Genomic DNA, 20,901 nt, shown 5'->3' with positions numbered 1-20,901 from the left:
ATATGATACAAACTGCTCCGAAATTTTATAAAGAAATACTACAAAAATTCCCGTATTCGCCTACAGAAAAACAAAATGAGTTACTAGATGTCTTAACAGACTTTATTTTTTCAGATGATAATCGTGCTTTATTTTTATTAAAAGGGTATGCAGGAACAGGTAAAACAACAATAATAAGTACCGTTGTACATAATTTATGGAAAATAGGACAAAAAGCAGTTTTACTAGCGCCAACAGGTCGTGCAGCGAAAGTAATTTCAGGATATTCTAACCGACAGGCATTTACGATTCATAAAAAAATATACTTTCCTAAAAAGCAAAGTAGTGGAGCTGTAAATTTTGTAATGCAACCTAATAAGCATACTGATACTCTTTTCATTGTAGATGAAGCTTCTATGATTTCTGATGAAAAGCAGAACGCGAAATTATTTGAAAATGGTTCTTTATTGGATGATTTAATCTCATATGTATACTCAGGAAAAAATTGTAAAATTATTTTTATTGGAGATACGGCACAGTTACCACCTGTAAAGTTAACTATGAGTCCAGCTTTAGAAGCTGACAAACTTTCGTTTGAGTTTAATAAAGAAGTTACAGAAATTGAGTTAGACGAAGTGGTTAGACAAGAAGAAGGCTCTGGGATTTTGGCTAATGCAACCGATTTACGTTTGTTAATTCAGAATGATTCAATACATTTTCAATTTGATTTAAATTATCCCGACATTATTCGTCTACAAGATGGTTATGATATTCAAGATGCTATAACAATGGCTTATGATGGAGATATAGGAGTGGAAGATACTGCTATTATTGTACGTTCAAATAAGAGAGCTAATCAATACAATCAACAGATTAGAACTAAAATTCGCGGACAAGAAAATGAAATTTCTACAGGAGATTACGTGATGGTAGTGAAAAATAATTACTACTGGTTAAAAGACTCTTCTTCGGCAGGATTTATAGCAAATGGAGATATTTGTGAAGTTATGCGTATAAATTCAATTAAAGAATTATACGGCTTTAAGTTTGCAGAAGTTGAAGTTCGCATGATTGATTATCCTGATATGAAACCTTTTGAAACAGTGTTGTTGTTAGATACTCTTACAAGTGAAAGTCCGTCATTAACGTATGAAGAATCTAACCGATTATATGAAGCTGTAAAAGAAGATTTTGTACATGAAAAATCAAAGTACAAGCAATTTATGGGTGTTAAGAAAAATAAGTATTTCAATGCGCTTCAGGTAAAGTTCTCTTACGCAATGACCTGTCATAAATCTCAAGGAGGTCAATGGAAAACAGTTTTTATAGAACAACCATACTTGCCAGATGGAGCTTCGGTTGAGTATTTACGTTGGTTATATACAGCTGTTACACGTGCACAAGAAAAATTGTATTTAATAGGTTTTAAAGATGAGTATTTTTTAGATTAAAAAACTATATTCGCGTCAATTTAAAATTTAAAACTATGAAAATGTATTTTACAAAAACAAAAATTGCATTAATTTTTTCCTTAGTACTACTATTGTCATTTTCTTCATGCAGTAATAGTGATGATTTAGCGTCTAGTAATCCGTTTATAGAAATAAACTGGAGTAATGTAGGAAGCTCGTTAAGTATTCGGTCAGATGAGTTTGAAGAAGGAGGGAAATTAACTTTTGAGTTATACATGAATGGGCAATTAAAAGACTCAGAGACAATAACTACGGGATATGAAGGAGGAAATAACTATAATGGAAGTTTATACTTAGATAATACTGTGAGTTTTCCTGTTACTATATATCTAGTTGTTAAAGGTGGAGGAAGCAAAACTAAAAGTAATGAAGTTGTTATTGAGGATCCTATTTTAGGAAAAAGATTTTTAAGAGAAGCAGAAGTATTTGATAAGTTAGAGGAGACAGATATTCCGATGACTCTTACAAGTTGCGAAAAATTAAGTACTATTGAATTTTTCAGTAATAACAAGGTTAAAAGAGACTGGTTTAGTTCTAATAGTTCAACAGGCGAATGTATAGAAGAGTTAGAAGAATTTCAATGGGAAAGAGTAGGGGTTAATAAGTATAAGTTTATTTTTGATAAAAATTTTTACTTAGTAGATATGAATTTTGGGTATAAGGGTGAATCCATAGAATTTGAAGTTATCGGAAATAGATATGACAGAAAATATTACTATATACAATAAAACATATTTTTAAAAGGCAAAAAAAACTCAAACTTCAAGTGAAGTTTGAGTTTTTTTATTGCTTAACATATAGATGTTACTTTCCAATATGTTAGCATTTTGTTAATGTGCTTTATACTTTAGTTAAAAAAGTTACATTTGTGTAGTATTCAAACTATTAAAAATGCACAAAAAAGTACTTTTATTACTATCTTTTTTATTGATTTCACTAACAATAAGCGCACAAAAACCACAAAAACTTACTTCAAATCAGATTTACGAGAAAGTTCAAAAATTAAACTTTTTAGGCTCTGCATTATACATCGCTGCGCATCCTGATGATGAAAATACTCGTTTGATCGCATATTTATCTAATCATGAAAAGGCAAGAACAGGATATTTGTCGTTAACCCGTGGAGATGGAGGGCAAAATTTAATAGGTCCTGAAATGCGTGAACTTTTGGGAGTTATTCGTACTCAAGAGCTGTTAGCTGCAAGAAATGTAGATGGAGGAGAACAACGTTTTTCTAGAGCTAATGATTTTGGATATTCAAAACACCCTGATGAAACGTTAAAAATTTGGGATAAAGATAAAGTTTTAGCCGATGTAGTTTGGGCAATTCGTACTTTCAAACCCGATGTGATTATCAATCGTTTTAATCATAGAACACCAGGAACAACGCATGGTCACCATACTTCATCAGCGATGTTAAGTGTTGAAGCTTTTGATTTAGCTAATGATAAATCAAAATACCCTGAGCAATTAAAGGATACAGATACATGGAGGCCTAATAGGTTGTTTTTTAATACTTCTTGGTGGTTTTACGGAAGTGAAGAAGCTTTTGAAAAAGCAGACAAAAGTAATATGTTAAGCTTTGATATAGGAACGTACTACCCTTTAAAAGGATTGTCTAATAATGAAGTAGCAGCAATAGCAAGCAGTCAACATTTATGCCAAGGGTTTGGAAGGTTAACCACTAGAGGAAGTCAAACAGAATATGTAGAGTTTTTAAAAGGAGAATTTCCTAAAGACAAAAAAGATATTTTTTCAGGAATAAATACAACATGGAATAGAGTAGAAGGCGGAGGAGAAATAGGAGATATTTTATATGATATTGAACAAAATTTTGATTTTGTAAATCCATCAAAACATCTACCAGACCTATTGGAAGCCTATAAGAAGGTAAGACAACTAAAAGATTCACATTGGAGAGCTATTAAAACTAAAGAATTGAATGAAATTATCAAAGCTTGTGCAGGTTTATATCTAGAAGCCTCGGCAGAAAGTTCTAGTTCAATTCCAAGCAGTACAATTAATGTAAATTTTGAAGCACTAAATAGAAGTTTCATTTCTATGGAGTTGTCATCAATTACTATCCTTCCTGAAGGGAAAAACATCAAAAAAGAATTGGATTTAGCACCCAATAGTAAACAAAACTTTAAAAGTAAAATCAATATCGCTAAAGATGTTTCTTACTCTTCGCCATATTGGTTAGCTACTCAGTGGGATTTGGGAATGTACAAAGTAAACGATCAAAAATTAATAGGTAATCCAGAGTCTTTAAGGCCAATTCAAATTCAATACAATATTGTAATTGAAGACCAACCAATTGCATTTACAATTCCAGTGGTACATAGATACGCTAAAAGAGATAAAGGAGAAATTTATGAACCTTTTGAGGTGTTACCGAAAGTAACAACAAAGCTATTGAATAAGGTACTTGTTTTTTCTTCAGAAAAATCTCAAAAAGTAACTGTAGAAGTTCGTTCTGGAGCGAAAAATACAAATGGAATAGTTACTCTAAAAGCACCAAAAGGGTGGAAAGTTACTCCAAACGAAGCAAAATTTTCTATAGACCAAAAGGGAGATATTCAGTTGATTGACTTTATGGTTACTCCAACACAAAATGAATCAGAAGGAGTTTTAAAAGCTATAGCAAAAGTTGAAGGTAAAAGTTATGATAAAGAATTGATAGAAATTAATTATAGTCATATTCCTAAACAGTCAGTATTATTACCATCACAAGCAAAAGTTGTACGTATGGATATAAAAAAGAACGGTACAAGAATAGGGTATATACAAGGTTCAGGAGATGCTATTCCAGAAAGTTTACAACAAATTGGCTATGAGGTAACAGAGTTGAATGTAAATGAGATTAATGGAAATTTAGAGCAATTTGACGCAGTTGTTGTTGGTATTAGGGCATATAACACTATAAAAGAATTGCAGTTTAAGCAAAAATACTTGTTAGAATATGTAAAAAATGGTGGAAATTTAATAGTGCAATACAACACGAATAGAGGAGTAGATGTACAAGCGCCGTATGAATTACAATTATCACGCGATAGAGTAACAGACGAACATTCTAAAGTAACCTTGTTAGCTAAAGAACATTCTATTTTAAATTACCCAAACAAAATTACTGAAGCTGATTTTGATGGTTGGGTACAAGAACGAGGCTTATATTTTCCTAACAAATGGAGTAAAGAATACACTTCGATATTATCTATGCATGATAAAGGGGAGTCAGTAAAAAAAGGAAGTTTGTTAGTTGCTAAATATGGTAAAGGAAACTATATCTATACAGGGTTAAGCTTCTTTAGAGAGCTTCCAGCAGGAGTTTCAGGAGCTTATAAGTTATTTGCAAACTTATTATCGGTAAAAGAAAATACCGTGGAGAAATAGAATATTGAAAAGAGTCATATAAATTATAGAAAAGCGAGGTTTAAACCCCGCTTTTCTATTTAAAAAGACTGATAAAAATAGATTTCTAAGTAAGTACAAACTAAATGGAAAGTAATTTTTTGTGATTGAGGTAACTTTAATTACTTTTGACGCTGAATATTAAAAAAATTATATGAAAAGACTACTACTTTTTACGCTAGTCCTTTTTGGCGTATATGTAAATGCTCAAGAAATTTCTCAAAGTGATAAAGATGCTTTAATAGCGCTTTATAATGCTACAGATGGAGCAAATTGGACAAACAAATGGGATTTGAATGACTCTCCACAGAATTGGTATGGAGTGGTTACCAGTGTTGTTTTTGGTGCTTCAGGAGCCGAAAGACATGTGGATGAGATAAATCTTTTAAATAATAATTTAAGTGGATCTATACCTGCTGATTTAGGTAACTTAAAAAGCTTAAATACACTAAATCTTTCAAATAATAACTTGACTAGTGCTATTCCTAGTGCTTTGGGGAATGCAAAAGATCTTAATTATTTATACCTTCAAAATAACCAATTAACAGGGAATATACCTGTAGAGCTTTTTACGCTTAATGAGAGACATTTTGTTGAAATCAATTTAAGCTATAATAAATTGACAGGTAAGTTACCAGTGGAGATTGGAGAATCAATTGCAAACGTAGGTGAAGTTTTTGTATCTAATAACCTATTAACAGATTTACCAGATTATACTAATGTTTCTTTATTCAGAATAAACACTTTAGATATCAGTAATAACAATATTAATTTTTCTGTGTTTGAAAGAGTTCCATCTTTTGACAATATAGCTAAAGTTTTAGAAGATAATGTTGCTACATTTACCTATAGTCCTCAAAATAGAGTTAGTGAAATAGAAACAATTGAATTAAATGTAGGAGAAAATATTAGTTTTTCAATTACAGGGTTAACAAGCGCTAATAATACCTATCAGTGGTATAAAAATGATGTTCCAATTGGAGGAGCTACTAATCCTACCTATCAAATTACAGGATCAACTTTAACTGATGCAGGTGTGTATTACTGTGAAGTAAAGAATGCCAATGTACCAAACCTTACTTTAAAGAGAAACATTATTAATTACAATACAATTGGAGCTATAAACGATAGAAATGCTCTTATATCGTTATATGATGCTACTGATGGCGCAAATTGGACAGACTCATGGAATCTTAATGAAGCTATGAATTCTTGGGAAGGAGTAACGGTAAATTCCTTAGGAAGAGTAACAAGTTTATCACTTAATTATAGAAAACTTAATGGAGAATTACCAAATGAATTAGGAAACCTAACAGAATTGATCAAATTACATCTTAATGAAGGTTCTTCTAGTAGTGTGAGAGGTAGTATTCCTGATAGTATTTGTAACCTTGTAAAAGTTGAAGATGTTATAATAGATATGCCAGGATTGACAGGAGCAGTACCGAGTTGTCTTTTTACTATAGCATCATTGAGAAGTGTATATTTAATAGGTAATAGTCCTTTATTAACTCTAGATTTTCCTGATGATTTATCAAACCTTACAAATCTTACAACTCTAAGTTTGAGTCGAATAGATCTTTCATCTAATGGAGGATTTCCAATGAGTATTTTAGATTTAACCAATTTAGAAAAATTATCTCTTTATATTACTAGATTAACTGGAAACATACCTGAACAGATAGGGCTACTTAGTAATTTAACAGAGCTTTCACTTAGACATAGTGGGGCGTTAACTGGAGTGATACCTTCTTCAATAGGTGATTTAACTAAGTTGAATAGTTTAACAATAGTATCAACAAATATTGAAGGTGAAATACCATCTTCTTTTTCAAAATTAACATCTCTTCGTGCTCTGGATCTTTCTAGAAATAAACTAACGGGTCATATCCCTTCTTATATTAATACTTTTAATACTTTAACAAGTTTAGATTTCAGTCATAATAACTTGTCAGGAACTATTCCTGATTTTACAACATTAACAAATTTACAGAACTTAGAGTTTGATAATAATAAATTTGTTTTCAAAGATTTTGAAAATGAATATACAAACTACAAAAATCAAATACCATATATTTTTTCTTACCAACCACAACTTAAAATAGATGAAGAGCAAAATATTACGGTAATAGAAGAAGAATCTATTACTTTAATTGCAGAAGCAACCAATAGTACTAATAATTCATATCAATGGCGTAAAGATGGTGTTGAAATTAATGGAGCAACGAATCGTTCTTATACAATAAATAATTTAGGTTTTAATGATAATGGAGTATATGATTGTGTTATAAAAAATAGTATTATTACCGACTTAATATTATTGAAAAATGAAATAACATTAAAAGTTAAATCTAAAGGTGTAATACATGATAAAAATGCCCTTATAGCATTTTATAATGCTACTGATGGGGCAAATTGGACAAATCCTTGGGATCTCAATGCAGATATAAGTACTTGGGAAGGAGTTACAGTAAATACAGTTGGTAGAGTTACAGAATTAGATATTAGGTATAGAAAGCTTAATGGGACTTTACCAGATGATCTTGGAAATCTAACAGAACTTAGAAAATTAACGCTTTTAGGGTTAGGTTCTACTAGTAATGGGCTCACAGGAAGCATTCCTTCTAGTTTATGTAATCTTACGAAGATTGAAGAGATAAATATAGATCAACTTAACTTAACTGGTGTTATACCAAGTTGTCTTTTTAATATAATATCATTAAAAAATGTTAAAATTGATGGTCATGGAAACATGCTTACATTGGATTTTCCTGATGATTTATCGGAGCTTATAAATCTTACATCTCTATATTTAAGTAATGTGGATCTTTCTTCTGAAGGTGATTTTCCAGAAAATATATTAGATTTAACCAATTTAGAAAGGTTGACTTTATTTAATAATGAATTAACAGGAAGTATACCTACGACAATAAGTAATTTGACTAAACTAAAAGAATTAAGTATTAGAGCTTATAAAATGTCAGGTAGTATACCAGATGAAATTGGAGCGCTTGTTAATCTAGAAAGCCTCTCATTTAATATACCTTTGACTGGATTAATGCCTGCTTCAATAGGGGATTTAATCAAACTAAAAAGTTTAAGAATATATGGGAATATAGAAGGAGAAATACCTGCTTCTTTTTCTAAATTAACAGCTCTTTATTCTCTAGATTTTTCTAGAAATAAGCTTACTGGTCAAATACCTCAATTTATTAATACTTTTAGTAATTTACAATTACTAGAATTAGGAGGAAACAAATTATCAGGAGTTATTCCAGATCTTACGAGTTTGACTAAATTACAAATTTTGGATATTCAAGATAATCAATTCGTTTTTGAAGATTTTGAAAATGAATTTAATACTTATAAAACATTATTTGGTTTCTTTTACCAACCTCAGTCGAATATTGATACGGAAGAAATAATTACAGTAATAGAAGAAGATGAAGTTAGATTAACTGTTGAAGCTACTAAAAGTACTAACAATACTTATCAATGGCGTAAAGATGGGGTAGATATTAATGGTGCTAAAAGCAGAGAGTATGTTATTGAGAGTTTAAAATTAACTGATAAGGGTGTTTATGATTGTGTTATTAGTAATAGTCTTATTACTGACTTAAAATTGACGAAAAACAGAATAATATTAAATGTGGATCCATCAGATTTAGATGGTGATGGAATAAAGGATGTAGATGATTTATGTCTAAATACCCCAGCAGGAGAGTCGGTAAACTCTAATGGATGTTCCGAAAGTCAGTTAGATGATGATAATGATGGAATAAATAATGACAAAGATTTATGCCCTAATACTCCAACAGGAGAACCGGTAAATGTAGACGGATGTTCGGAGAGTCAATTAGATGATGATAATGATGGTGTATTCAATAATGTTGATCAATGTCCTAATACAAGTGAAGGAAGCATTGTTGATGTTAATGGTTGTGCTCAATACCAATTAATTGATATAGTGCCTAGTGATATTCAGGTCATGGTAAGCAGTACCACTTGTCCAGATAAAAGTAACGGTATTGTAAACCTTTCATTTAAAAAGAATTATATTTATAAAGTAATTTTGGTAGGACAAGGTGTAATAAATAAAACTTTTGAAAATGTAAACTATACTTCTGGATTAGAAATTACAGAGTTACCTGTAGGAAGTTATGAAATATGTGTTACTGCGTCAGAGTTACCTAGTTTCAGCCAATGTTATAATGTAATGGTTAGTGCTCCAGTAGCCTTAAAAGTTTCTCAAGCGAGTTTAAAAGGCACTTCACTTACTTATCAAGTATCAGGTAGTGAAAACTATAAAGTAACAATTAATAATAAAGAGTATTTGTATACTTTTAAAGATACTGGTGAACGAGAAATAACAGTTAATCTAAATAATGGAAATAATTCTGTAGAGATAACAACAAATAAACCATGTCAAGGTGTTTATAACAAGAGCGTTACAGTTAAAAGTATTACATTGTACCCTATTCCAGTTACAAATTACCTAAACATTTCTGGTGTTACAGGTAATTCTGCCATAGTAGCCGTAAGAAGCCTTGAGGGAGCTACTGTGTTATCAGCTAAGCTTGATGTTTATAATGGAGGAGCTAGATTACCAATGGATACTCTAGCTACAGGAATGTATCTTGTAACAGTTACTACTTCAACACAAACCGTTAACACAAAAATATTCAAAAAATGAGAAAACTAATATTTATACTATTTATACAATTAATTTTAATTTCTTGTGGAGGAGGGGGAAGTGAAGATCCAGTACCATCAGAACCAGAATTAGGGGCTTTTGAGTTAGTTTTTCCTGAAAATAATACGCTTTGTACAGAAGGAACTGAAGTATCTGATACCGAAGTTTCTATTCCTTTAAAATGGAGTAATTCTACAAATGCTATATCTTATGAAGTGGTACTTACTAACACTGAAAGTGGAAATAGAATTGAAAAGATGACTAACACTAATTCTATGAGTGTTATTTTGCCAAAAGCAACAAAATTTTCTTGGAATGTAACTGCTATTATACAAAATAAAGGAAAACAGAGTAATAGTGCTTGGAATTTTTATACAGAAGGAGTTTCTGTTTCTAATCATGCTCCATTTCCTGCGAGTATAACATTAGAAGATAATAAAGATGGTACGATTAATATCAGTTGGGAAGCATCTGATCTTGATAATGACATTTTAAAATACAAAGTATATTTAGGGGAGTCAAAAGATACAGTTGAATTGATAAAAGAAACAGAAAGTACTTTTATTGAAAAACAAAGTATTGATTATAACACGACTTATTTTTTAATGGTTGTGGTCTTAGATAAAAATGGAAACTCATCGTCTATTTATAAGGAATTCCAGTTTAACATTTAGATAAATTGAACTTATCTTTTATAAAAGCTAGAGTAGTTTAACTACTCTAGCTTTTTTACTTAAAAAGATTTATAGAAACTGTAGCTAATTCCGAGTTTGGAAATTTTCTAAACGTGTTTTTATCATGAGTCAACCCAATAGCTTCCATAGCATTCATGTATTCATCAAGCTCAATAATGTATTGATCAGAATAACCATGTGTAGCATCATAGGCAGTAGCCGCTGTTTTTCCTAAATTTTTAGCAACCAACTCAGGTTTTGATGTGTGTAATTCAATTAGCAATAAGCCAAATTTACTAATAAACGGTTTCCACTTGGTAAAATGCTGTTTTAAAGACTCTACTACCAAGTTGTTATTCAAACGTTTTCCTCTGTAAGCATAAGCTCCAGTTGAATTGGTAATAGTTGAATTATCATTAGGAGCAGGCTCTTGCCAAATTCTGTTGTGATCTAAAAAGGTACGAACGTTTAATAAATCAGAAAGGTTAATTCCGTATTTATCTTGTAAATCTTCTGATAACGCTTTCGGATTTCCAATATCTCCCCAAATCACTTTAGCCCAAATATCTGCTTGTACTAGGTTTTTTCGAGTGATTTTTAATGCAGCTTCGTTATAATCGACACCAATAAGTAATAGAGGATAATCCTCTAACATAGTACCTCTTTTAGTCTGATGTTCAATTACATTAAATAAATGTTTTAAAAATGCACCATTACCACAGCCAACATCTAAAATACCTTTAGGTTGTTCGTTGATAGGTTTATTAAATAGGTTAATAATAATCTCATCGATTACTTTAAAGTAGGTAGAATGCGCGCCACCACTTCCCCAAACATTCATTTCTCTATCTACATGAATTTCGTCATTTCCAATTTCTGAAGTTCTAAAAATATCAGGATTTCCGAAAATAAGTTTGTCTAGTTTTCTGAGTGTAGGAATGTACGATACGGTAACTCCATAAGCACTAGCTCTTCGAGCAAAAAATAAGCCTTCATCAGTAAACTCATAAGAGTCTTTAGTCTTGAAAAACCAACCTAGATTGGTTAATAAATCAAGTAGCCGACTAAAATTATCAGCGTCTTTATGAAACTCATCAGCACTGAATTTTGTTTGCATAAAGTATTTATGAAACATACCGCTCATACCTAATAAAACTGTTGTTGGACCAACAATAATACCTTCGATATGTGTAAGGATCTGAGCTACAATTTCTTTTTCTTCAGAAGTTGATGGAGTTTTAATTCCGAAGTTGTTTGTAAAGTTTTTATAAAGCTTTTCAAGCTTCTCATAAGGTTCAATTTCAAATTTTCGAGCGCTATAATTTTCTGAAAATTTCAACAATAAAAAAGCTTCTTTATATAAGTGAAAATAAGAAAAAGCTATAGCTGAAGCTTCATTGATTTCGAACTGAACAGTGTTATGTGTATTATCTACATGTTGTGTTAACCAGCCTTGAGAACACAATGTTCTTAAAGCCACATTTAAATAACCGTCATTAGCGTTAAATTCGGAAGTAATTTCATTTAAACTAACAGATTTCTTCTTTAATAAGTAGTTAGTAATTCCTTTTTCATGTAAAGTGTAAGCTGCTGGACAAGTAACAATTCCGTCTAAGTGACGAAACAACCTACTCCTTAACGCAGACTTTTCTTGTTTTGATAGCATAGTTTGATAGTTTTCATTCTAAATATAACTAATTGATTTTAAAATTAAAACTAAATTATTAAAGCTAAAAAATTAAGTTAAAATATTTAAAATATGTTTGTGAACAAAAGAATAATAGTCTTGATATTGAGGAAGTAATAAGTTTTCGTAGTTTTTTGTATGCAGTATTGTTTCTAAGCTAAATAGCTTTAAGTCTGCTACTTCCTCTTCTTGAAGTTTTAATTCTTGGACAGAAACTGTTAATTCAGCAATAAATACATGATGAAACTCATTATCAATAATTCCATTCGAGTGATTTACCATGTGTTTTCGAGTACCTATTTTATGTAAGTTTTCAGGAAGAATATCAAAACCTATTTCTTCTTTAACCTCTCTAACAGCAGCAATTTTAATGTTTTCACCGGCAGCTATGTGACCTGCAACCGAAATATCCCATAAACCAGGAAATACTTTTTTAGTCAGTGCTCTTTTTTGAAGAAGTATTTGTTTATTAGAAGTGTACAACCAAACATGGATAGTAGGGTGAAAGTAACCATGTTTATGAGCCTCAGATTTTAAACAAGTTTTTCCTGTATAGTTTCCATTTTCATCGACAATATCTATAAGTTCATCCATAAAAAGCTGGTAAAAAAAACGTCATTACAAATAAGTAATGACGTTTGATTATTTATATTATTTAAAGTAAGAGAAATCTTCTCCGTCTTCAATTTTTAATAAACTTTCGTAAATCATTTTAATTACATTTTCAACATCTTCACGGTGTACCATTTCAACGGTAGTGTGCATGTAACGTAATGGTAAAGAGATTAAAGCAGAAGCAACTCCACCATTGCTGTATGCAAATGCATCAGTGTCAGTTCCTGTAGCTCTTGATAGGGCAGAGCGTTGGAAAGGAATTTTGTTAGCTTCGGCAGTATCAATAATTAAATCTCGTAATTTTTGTTGTACCGCAGGAGCATAAGCTACTACAGGACCTTTACCTAACTCTAAATGACCTTCTTTTTTCTTATCAATCATTGGTGTGGTAGTGTCATGTGTTACATCAGTAACAATAGCTACGTTAGGCTTAATGGTTTCGGTAATCATTTCCGCACCACGCAAACCAATTTCTTCTTGAACAGAGTTTGTAATATATAAACCGAAAGGTAATTTTTTCTTATTTTCGTGTAGTAAACGTGCTACTTCAGCAATCATAAAACCTCCCATACGGTTATCTAAAGCACGACATACAAATTTGTTCTCGTTTAGAATGTGAAACTCATCTGGGTAGGTAATAACACAACCAACATGCACACCTAATTTTTCAACTTCTTCTTTAGTGCTGCAACCACAATCAATAAAAATATTGTCTGGTTTTGGAGCTTCTTCTTTCGCTTTATTACGTGTATGAATTGCTGGCCATCCGAAAACACCTTTTACAATTCCGTTTTTAGTGTGAATGTTTACAATTTTACTAGGAGCAATTTGGTGGTCGCTACCTCCGTTACGGATTACATAAATTAATCCGTCATCAGAAATATAGTTTACATACCAAGAAATTTCATCAGCATGTCCTTCAATAACTACTTTATATTTAGCATCAGGGTTTATAATTCCTACAGCAGAACCATAAGTGTCAGTAATAAACTCGTCAACATAAGGTTTTAAATAGTCCATCCATATTTTTTGCCCTTCCCACTCGTATCCTGTAGGAGCAGCATTATTCAAGTATTTTTCTAAAAAGTCAATAGACTTTTCATTTAAAATAGATTTATCAGCCATAACTTAAACGTTAATTTTAATGTTATTAATCTTTCTTTTCTTTTTCTTTAGGTTTATCAGCTCCCCAAAAACGTCTCTTTTCAATAAACTCTTCTTGTTCCTGAAGTTGTTTTGGTGTTAACACCTTTAAAAAAGATGGGTGTTGCTCTATTGCATACTCAATTTTTTCAACAATGCTAGCCACATCTTCATTTTCGTAATCAATTTCTAAAGGTTCTTTAATAACCATAGATTGTAGCACGTTACGTTTTTTTATCATCAATCCTTTTTTGTCAAAAGAACGTCTAAATCCGTCAATTACTATAGGAACTACAATAGGCTTGTAGGTTTTAATGATATGGGCTGTACCACGACGAATAGGCTTAAAAGGGGTAGTTGTACCTTGTGGAAAGGTAATTACCCAGCCATCATCTAATGCTTTACCTATATTAGAAATGTCAGACATTTTTACTTGTCTGTTTACATCTTTTCCTGCGCTTCTCCAAGTTCTTTCAACAGAGACAGAACCTACATAAGCAAAAATTTTAGGAAGCAAACCAGAACGCATGGTTTCACCTGCAGCAACATAATAAATATTTAGTTTAGGTTTCCATAAATACCCTACGTTTCTAATATTGTCATCTCTACCTTTTAAAGCGGCATTAAATACGTGAAACATGGCTGCTACATCGGCAAAATACGTTTGGTGATTGGAGATAAATAGTACTTTTTGGTCGGGGAGACTTCTTAAAACATCCATTCCCTCTATTTGCAGGTCATTAAACTTACGGTAACGTCCGTGAGAAATAACTCCGAGAACTTGTATTAAAAATCTTTTAATGAACAATATATGTCCAAAAGGATTCCTTTTAAATAAAGGCATTTTTATAATCTGGTTTTATTAGTGTAAATGCTAAATTACAAAAGAAAACCATAAAAAAAACTATTTAAATAAATCTTTAATTTCTGAAAGCATCATGGCAGTTGCACCCCATACAATGTAATCGTTTAATTTAAAGCATGGTACCTCAATATTTTTCATGTATGAGGTTTCCATTTCTACTGAAGTCAAGTTTGAATCGTCTAATAAATCAGCTAATAAAACTTCAATAATTTCTGCAACTTCTTCGTTTGGAGTGAAATGAGGTGTTTTTTCTGAAACACCTATAAATGGAGCTACTAAAAAGTTACTAGGAGGAATATATGCGTCTGAAGTTTGTCGTATTATTTCAATAGATTTATAGTGTACACCAACTTCTTCATAAGTTTCCCGTAAAGCAGTTGTTTGTAGGTTACTATCCTCTTTGTCAAATTTCCCACCAGGAAAGCTAATTTGAGATGAATGCGCTCCATTATAACTCGCTCTTTCAGTAAGTAAAAAGCGTGTTTGGTTATCATTGTCAGGGTAAAATAACGCTAAAACAGCTGCTTTTCTTGGATTTTTGCTTAGTATTAATTCTTCTGAAAACCGTGTTCTTAATTTTGGAGCTAACTTAAATTGAGAAGTTAAACCACCTAGTTGCTTTTGCTGCAATCTTTCTATTTGATTGATAAAATCAGAAAAAGTCATTCGTTTTTAGTATTTTAGAACAAACTTATCAATTTACAAGATAAAAGTTATAAGTTTTGGCTTGAATTTTGATTTGTTAGGTGTGGAATTAATTTAATACTAAATGAATAAAGAAAAAAAGTACCAAAAACTAGCATTAAGTTTGTTGTTTGACGCTATAGGGTATGTATCTTATTTAATACCTGGGCTTGGAGAGTTGTCTGATATTGTTTGGGCACCAGCATCAGCGTATATAATGACAAAAATGTATAAAGGAAATAAAGGTAAAGTAGCAGGAGCCATTGCTTTTATTGAAGAAGCGATGCCTGGGTTAGATGTTGTGCCAACATTTACTCTTATGTGGTTATATACTTATGTTTTTTCTTCAAAGGAAACAAAAACTACGATTGAAGTTTAGTCTTTTAAGTCGAATAAAAAAATAAAGAGCTTCCAATTTTGGAAGCTCTTTTTAGTATTCTATAACTATAAACTATTTCTTGATGATTTTTTTTGTAAATGATTTTTGACTATCGTTTACTTCAAGAATATAAATTCCGTTATGTAGACTTGAAACATCAAGACTTTTATGAGTAACTTTTCCTGCTAAAACTTGTTGTCCTGCTAAATTTGTTATTTTAAAAGTAGCATCTCTGTCATCAGCTAAATTAATTTTTATGAAGTCTACACTAGGGTTTGGTGAAACACTAGCATCAAAAATGGAAGCTTCATTGCCCAACTTTCCATCGATAGTGATGTTGTTGTATCCTAAACCTTTAGAGCTACTACCTATGTTAACAGTATAATCTTCAACTTCACCATAAGAAAAAGTCTCACAAGCTGATGGAGCTGCATTCCATTTCATTGATACACGCATTCTTGTAGTACCTGCTAAAGCAGAGGCAGGTACCGAAAAATTATAAGATAAATTACCAGAGCTAGATGAAGAACCACTAACAACTTCTTCAGAAGATTCAAAAGTTCCATTTTTATTAAAATCAATCCAAACTTTCCAGTATTCTGTGTATGAAGAACTAGCAAATCCAGCGCTTACTACAATAGTATTACTTCCGTAAGGTAAGTTTCCAGTTAAAGAAGTAAAGTCAGCATACCCACCGTTGGCACTAGTAGCGTTTGAAATTCCACCAATAACAACATTATCAATCCATTCATAATTTACATTATTTCCTTTAGTACTACAATAAGAAATTGTGTTTGCTAGAGTTGTTACGTTTACCATATTACTTGAAGAAGAAATATTGTTTGCAGCATCTTTGGCTTTTACAGAAAAAGTATAGCTTGTAGAGGCTGTTAATCCACTTACAGAATAACTTGTAGTAGTAACAGTGGCTATTTTTGAACTTCCTTGATATATGTCATATCCTGTAACATCAATATTATCAGTTGAAGCAGTCCAGCTTAAATTAACAGAAGTTTGTGTAATATTTGAAGCAGCAACATTAGTTGGCGCAGATGGAGCAGTTGTGTCTGGTGTAGAAGTTCCACCATCAATGTTGTGGTTTCCCAAGCCGCTAAATGTATCTTTCGTTAAAATATCCCATTCAGAAGTTGTATATGCACTGTTAGGAGATGTAACAGAAGATTTTCTTTGCATTGTTTTGTCTTGTGCAAAAGTTGAAGAGCTATTAGGATCTCCAATTAAATCGATAAGAGTACTTCCTTTGAATAAACCAACAGCATCGTTTCCGTTAAAAGAAATTACACCAGTATCTGTTCTGTCAGCTTTATTTAATATCGTACTAGAAGCACTGCTATTAGCTATAACATAAACATCACCATTTGTTAGTTGACCACTTAAAGTTAATGTATTGGTCCATCCACCACCATTGGCAGCTTTCTTTAATGAATACCCTGATAAGTTTACACTGGCTCCAGTGAAATTAGCAATTTCAATAGCTTTATTATTTGAAGAACCTTCTACATACTCAGAAATTAATAAATCCGTAGCTGTTCCATTTCCTCCACCTGAACTTGTGTTAGTTGTAACAGAAACAGAATTACTAGAAGTAGATTGATTACCTGCAGCATCTTTAGCTTTTACAGAAAAAGTATAATTAGTTGCTGCTGTTAAACCTGTAACGCTATACGAAGTTGTTGTAACGGTAGCAATTTTCGTAGCTCCATTGTACACATCGTACCCTGATACACCAACATTATCAGTAGATGCAGACCAAGTTAAATCAACTTTAGTTTCTGTAATATTTGAAGCTGCTAAGTTAGATGGAGCAGTAGGAGCTTGTGTATCTGATCCGCTACCACCTCCAAATAAATCTTCAGCTTGAGGTCCTCCCCAGATTTCTGTAGCAAATGCAGGATTATCGATAAACGGATTACGATTTCCTTGAATTCCTTCTAAAATAGGATTACGTTGTTTTTCAAAGTCAGATACTGGATCGTCTACATTCCATTGAATAAATAAAGTAAGCATGTTAGAGTCCGAAGCCATAGTTGATCCTGTACCAACACCAGTAGGTAAACATTGGTTTCCGTAGCGTAAATACATATACATCATCATACGGGCAACATCGCCTTTCCATTCATCACCAGGATACCAACCACCTGAAACATTACCAGCATTACCAGAACCATCTGCAAATTTTTTGCTGCTTCTTTGTGAATTGAAAGAAATATCAGCAGCTCTTAAATGATGAGCATCTGCTCCTGGTCCAGAAGTTCCTAAATTAGGACTTCCTAATGATTTAGGGTACACATGTTCTCTATTCCATTGTGTGCCAGCACTACCACCATTAGCTTCTTTATCCCTAGTTCTATCAGTAACGTAGTTGCCATCAGTGTCACTATATCCATAAATTAACAAAACCTTACTTGCGTCGTTAGGATCTAAATCAGTTTGTTTAAGTGCATTCCACACACCAGGTGTGTATGATAGGTTTGTTGTATGTGTATTAATAATTTTAGTAGCGAGCTCATTTTTTAATGCTGAACCAGATAAATTCAAATTAACATCGTTATAATATGAAGGAATTTGTGAAAAAACAGCTAATGAAGCTATTAAAAAGAAGAAGAGTAGTTTGTGTTTCATAATATTTTATTGAAAAAAGTTAAATTTTTGTTAACCTCCTGCAAATCAATAAAAAATATAATTTTTTGATGTTATCAAAAGGTTAATAATCAATCGTATATCTTTTGTAGGTAACTAGTTTATAGTTTTTCCTTTATTTTGCATAAATTTGCACGCTAAAATTAGAGATTGATTATGAAGATATCATACAATTGGTTACAACAATTTTTACAGACAGACTGGGAGGCAGAGAAAACAGGTGAGTTATTAACTGATTTAGGTCTTGAAGTTGAAGGAATAGAAACTGTAGAGAGTATTAAAGGAAGCCTAAAAGGGGTAGTTGTAGGAGAAGTTTTAACTTGTGAAAAGCACGCTAATGCAGATAAGTTAAAGGTTACTACTGTTGATTTAGGAGATGGTACCCCTGTACAAATTGTATGTGGAGCACCAAATGTCGCGGCAGGACAAAAAGTTCCTGTGGCTACTGTTGGTACCATGTTGTATGATGAAAAAGGAGAAGGCTTTAAAATTAAAAAAGGAAAGATAAGAGGAGAAGAGAGTCACGGAATGATTTGTGCCGAAGACGAATTAGGTTTAGGACAAAGTCATGATGGTATTATGGTGTTAGACGAGAATTTAGCTCCAGGTACTCCTTGTTCAGAGGTTTTTAACATTGAGACAGACTATGTTTTTGAAATTGGGTTAACACCAAACCGAGCAGATGCCATGAGTCATTACGGTGTTGCACGCGATTTAAGAGCTGGATTAATTCAGCAAGGAACTAATATTGAGTTAATATCTCCTTCTGTTTCTGATTTTCATGTTGATGAGCGTACTCATAAAATTGATATTGAAATTGAAGATAAAGATTTAGCACCTCGTTATTGTGGTATAACCATTACTGATGTAGAAGTAAAAGAATCACCAGAGTGGATTCAAAACAGATTAAAAGCAATTGGATTAGCTCCAAAAAATAATATTGTAGATATTACTAACTATGTATTGCATGAGTTAGGACAACCATTACACGCTTTTGATGCTTCTAAAATTAGAGGAGGTAAAGTAGTAGTAAAAACTTTAGAAGAAGGCACTAAGTTTACAACGTTGGATGATGTAGAAAGAAAGTTGTCTTCTGAAGATATTATGATTTGTGATGCAGATGATAATCCATTATGTATTGGAGGTGTATTTGGAGGAGCACAATCAGGAGTTACAGAGCATACAACTTCTATTTTCTTAGAAAGTGCTTATTTTAACCCTGTGTCTGTTCGTAAAACAGCAAAACGTCACGGGTTAAATACAGACGCTTCTTTCCGTTTTGAAAGAGGTATTGACATCAACACAACAAAATATGCCTTAAAACGTGCCGCTTTATTAATTGAAGAATATGCAGGAGGAAAAATGTCTTCTGATATTTTAGATTTTTACCCTGTAAAGGTGGAAGATTTTGAGGTGTTCTTATCGTTTGAAAATGCATATAAATTAATAGGTCAAGAAATACCTAAGGAAACGATTAAAAAGATTTTAGCTTCATTAGATATTAAAATTAATAGTGTTACTGAAGCTGGTTTAGGATTGGTAGTACCATCGTATCGTGTAGATGTACAACGTGAAGCAGATATTATAGAAGAAATCTTACGTGTTTACGGATATAATAATGTAGAGTTTTCTCATAAATTAAATACGTCTATTTCTTTTGATAGTGATAAAGACGTAAAAGTTGAAAATATTGTTGCTGACCAGTTAACATCGTTAGGGTTTAATGAAACTATGGCAAATTCGTTAACAAAGGCAGGTTATATTGAGTTATCTGATAACTTAAACGCTGATTTTAACGTTGAAATGTTGAATCCGTTAAGTAACGACTTAAAAGTAATGCGTCAATCGTTACTATTTAGTGGTTTAGAATCTGTAGCATACAATATTAACAGAAAGAACAATTCATTAAAGTTTTACGAGTTTGGTAAGACGTATCATAAATATGAAAGCAGATACCAAGAAGACAAGCATTTAACGTTATTTGTTACTGGTAATAGAACACAAGATAGCTGGAAGGTAGCTACAGAGACATCAGATTTCTTCTATGTTAAAGGGATTGTAACAGCTTTATTAAGTCGCTTAGGAATTGATAAATTAAAAACCACTCCAACAAAATCAGATGTGTTTTCTGAAGGAATTACGTTAAGTTTAGGAAAAACTAAGTTAGTAGAGTTAGGAGTTGTTAAAAGAGCAATTTTAAAAGAGTTTTCAATAAAACAAGAGGTATTGTTTGCAGACTTTAACTGGCAGAATATTTTAGATTTAGTAGGTAAGAAAAAAATAAAAGTAGCTGATTTACCTAAGTTTCCAGCTGTAAAGCGTGATTTAGCCTTGTTATTGGATAATAAAGTTGAATTCAAAGAAATTTATAACTTAGCATTTCAATCAGAAAGAAAGCTTTTAAAAGAAGTGGATTTGTTTGATGTGTATGAAGGAGACAAATTGCCAGAAGGTAAAAAGTCGTATGCAGTAAGTTTTGTATTACAAGATGAAAACAAAACGTTGGCAGATAAACAAATAGATAAAATAATGCAGAAACTACAGCAAACATTCGAAAAGAATTTAGACGCTGTATTACGATAATTCAGAAGCTCCATTTTTGGAGCTTTTTTTATATTTAATAAAGAACAATACTTAA

Annotated in this window: 13 protein-coding genes; 7 read left to right on the top strand and 6 right to left on the bottom strand. The window is 31.9% G+C overall.

The genetic code is table 11. The annotated features are described in order from the left end of the window. Positions 1–2 precede the first annotated feature (2 nt). From D6200_RS04370 to D6200_RS04350, 5 genes are all read left to right on the top strand, one after another. Positions 3–1,430, top strand: a complete 1,428-nt coding sequence (locus D6200_RS04370; RefSeq protein WP_073182892.1) for an ATP-dependent DNA helicase — start codon at positions 3–5, stop codon at positions 1,428–1,430. 35 nt (positions 1,431–1,465) lie between these two features. After that, a complete protein-coding gene (locus D6200_RS04365) occupies positions 1,466–2,179 on the top strand; it encodes a hypothetical protein (RefSeq protein ID WP_073182890.1) in 714 nt (237 codons plus the stop codon). 163 nt (positions 2,180–2,342) lie between these two features. Then, entirely contained in the window at positions 2,343–4,844 is a 2,502-nt protein-coding gene (locus D6200_RS04360) for a PIG-L family deacetylase (protein ID WP_073182887.1), read from the top strand. Between the two features lie 172 nt (positions 4,845–5,016). Next, positions 5,017–9,555 (top strand): immunoglobulin domain-containing protein, encoded by a 4,539-nt coding sequence (locus D6200_RS04355; protein WP_073182884.1) that lies wholly within the window; start codon positions 5,017–5,019, stop codon positions 9,553–9,555. Next, positions 9,552–10,229: a fibronectin type III domain-containing protein gene (locus tag D6200_RS04350; protein ID WP_073182882.1), complete on the top strand. Its 678-nt coding sequence runs from the start codon at positions 9,552–9,554 to the stop codon at positions 10,227–10,229. The genes D6200_RS04355 and D6200_RS04350 overlap by 4 nt, the downstream gene beginning before the upstream one ends. A 55-nt stretch (positions 10,230–10,284) precedes the next feature. On the opposite strand, the gene D6200_RS04345 is transcribed toward D6200_RS04350, so the two are convergent. The 5 genes from D6200_RS04345 to D6200_RS04325 form a co-directional block, all read right to left on the bottom strand. Further along, entirely contained in the window at positions 10,285–11,895 is a 1,611-nt protein-coding gene (locus D6200_RS04345; protein WP_073182879.1) for a class I SAM-dependent methyltransferase, read from the bottom strand. 72 nt (positions 11,896–11,967) lie between these two features. Then, a complete protein-coding gene (locus D6200_RS04340) occupies positions 11,968–12,510 on the bottom strand; it encodes an NUDIX hydrolase (protein WP_073182877.1) in 543 nt (180 codons plus the stop codon). Positions 12,511–12,567: 57 nt separating this feature from the next. After that, positions 12,568–13,656, bottom strand: a complete 1,089-nt coding sequence (locus tag D6200_RS04335) for a M42 family metallopeptidase (RefSeq protein ID WP_047789544.1) — start codon at positions 13,654–13,656, stop codon at positions 12,568–12,570. 25 nt (positions 13,657–13,681) lie between these two features. Beyond that, the gene (locus D6200_RS04330; RefSeq protein WP_047789545.1) at positions 13,682–14,518 is read right to left on the bottom strand and encodes a lysophospholipid acyltransferase family protein; all 837 of its coding nucleotides are present in this window, start codon (positions 14,516–14,518) and stop codon (positions 13,682–13,684) included. Positions 14,519–14,578: 60 nt separating this feature from the next. Beyond that, the gene (locus tag D6200_RS04325; RefSeq protein WP_073182874.1) at positions 14,579–15,205 is read right to left on the bottom strand and encodes an NUDIX hydrolase; all 627 of its coding nucleotides are present in this window, start codon (positions 15,203–15,205) and stop codon (positions 14,579–14,581) included. A 103-nt stretch (positions 15,206–15,308) separates the two neighbouring features. On the opposite strand from D6200_RS04325, the gene D6200_RS04320 reads away from it, so the two are divergent. Next, complete coding sequence (locus D6200_RS04320) at positions 15,309–15,602, top strand: hypothetical protein (protein ID WP_073182871.1); 294 nt, start codon at positions 15,309–15,311, stop codon at positions 15,600–15,602. Positions 15,603–15,674: 72 nt separating this feature from the next. Here D6200_RS04320 and D6200_RS04315 read toward each other — a convergent pair whose 3' ends face one another. Next, entirely contained in the window at positions 15,675–18,245 is a 2,571-nt protein-coding gene (locus tag D6200_RS04315; RefSeq protein ID WP_073182868.1) for an endonuclease, read from the bottom strand. 174 nt (positions 18,246–18,419) lie between these two features. On the opposite strand from D6200_RS04315, the gene pheT reads away from it, so the two are divergent. Further along, the gene (gene pheT, locus D6200_RS04310) at positions 18,420–20,846 is read left to right on the top strand and encodes a phenylalanine--tRNA ligase subunit beta (RefSeq protein WP_073182866.1); all 2,427 of its coding nucleotides are present in this window, start codon (positions 18,420–18,422) and stop codon (positions 20,844–20,846) included. Positions 20,847–20,901 lie beyond the last annotated feature (55 nt).

The sequence above is a fragment of the Tenacibaculum mesophilum genome (assembly GCF_003867075.1).
Classification (GTDB): domain Bacteria; phylum Bacteroidota; class Bacteroidia; order Flavobacteriales; family Flavobacteriaceae; genus Polaribacter; species Polaribacter mesophilus.
This window is presented reverse-complemented; position numbering and strand designations above follow the sequence as displayed.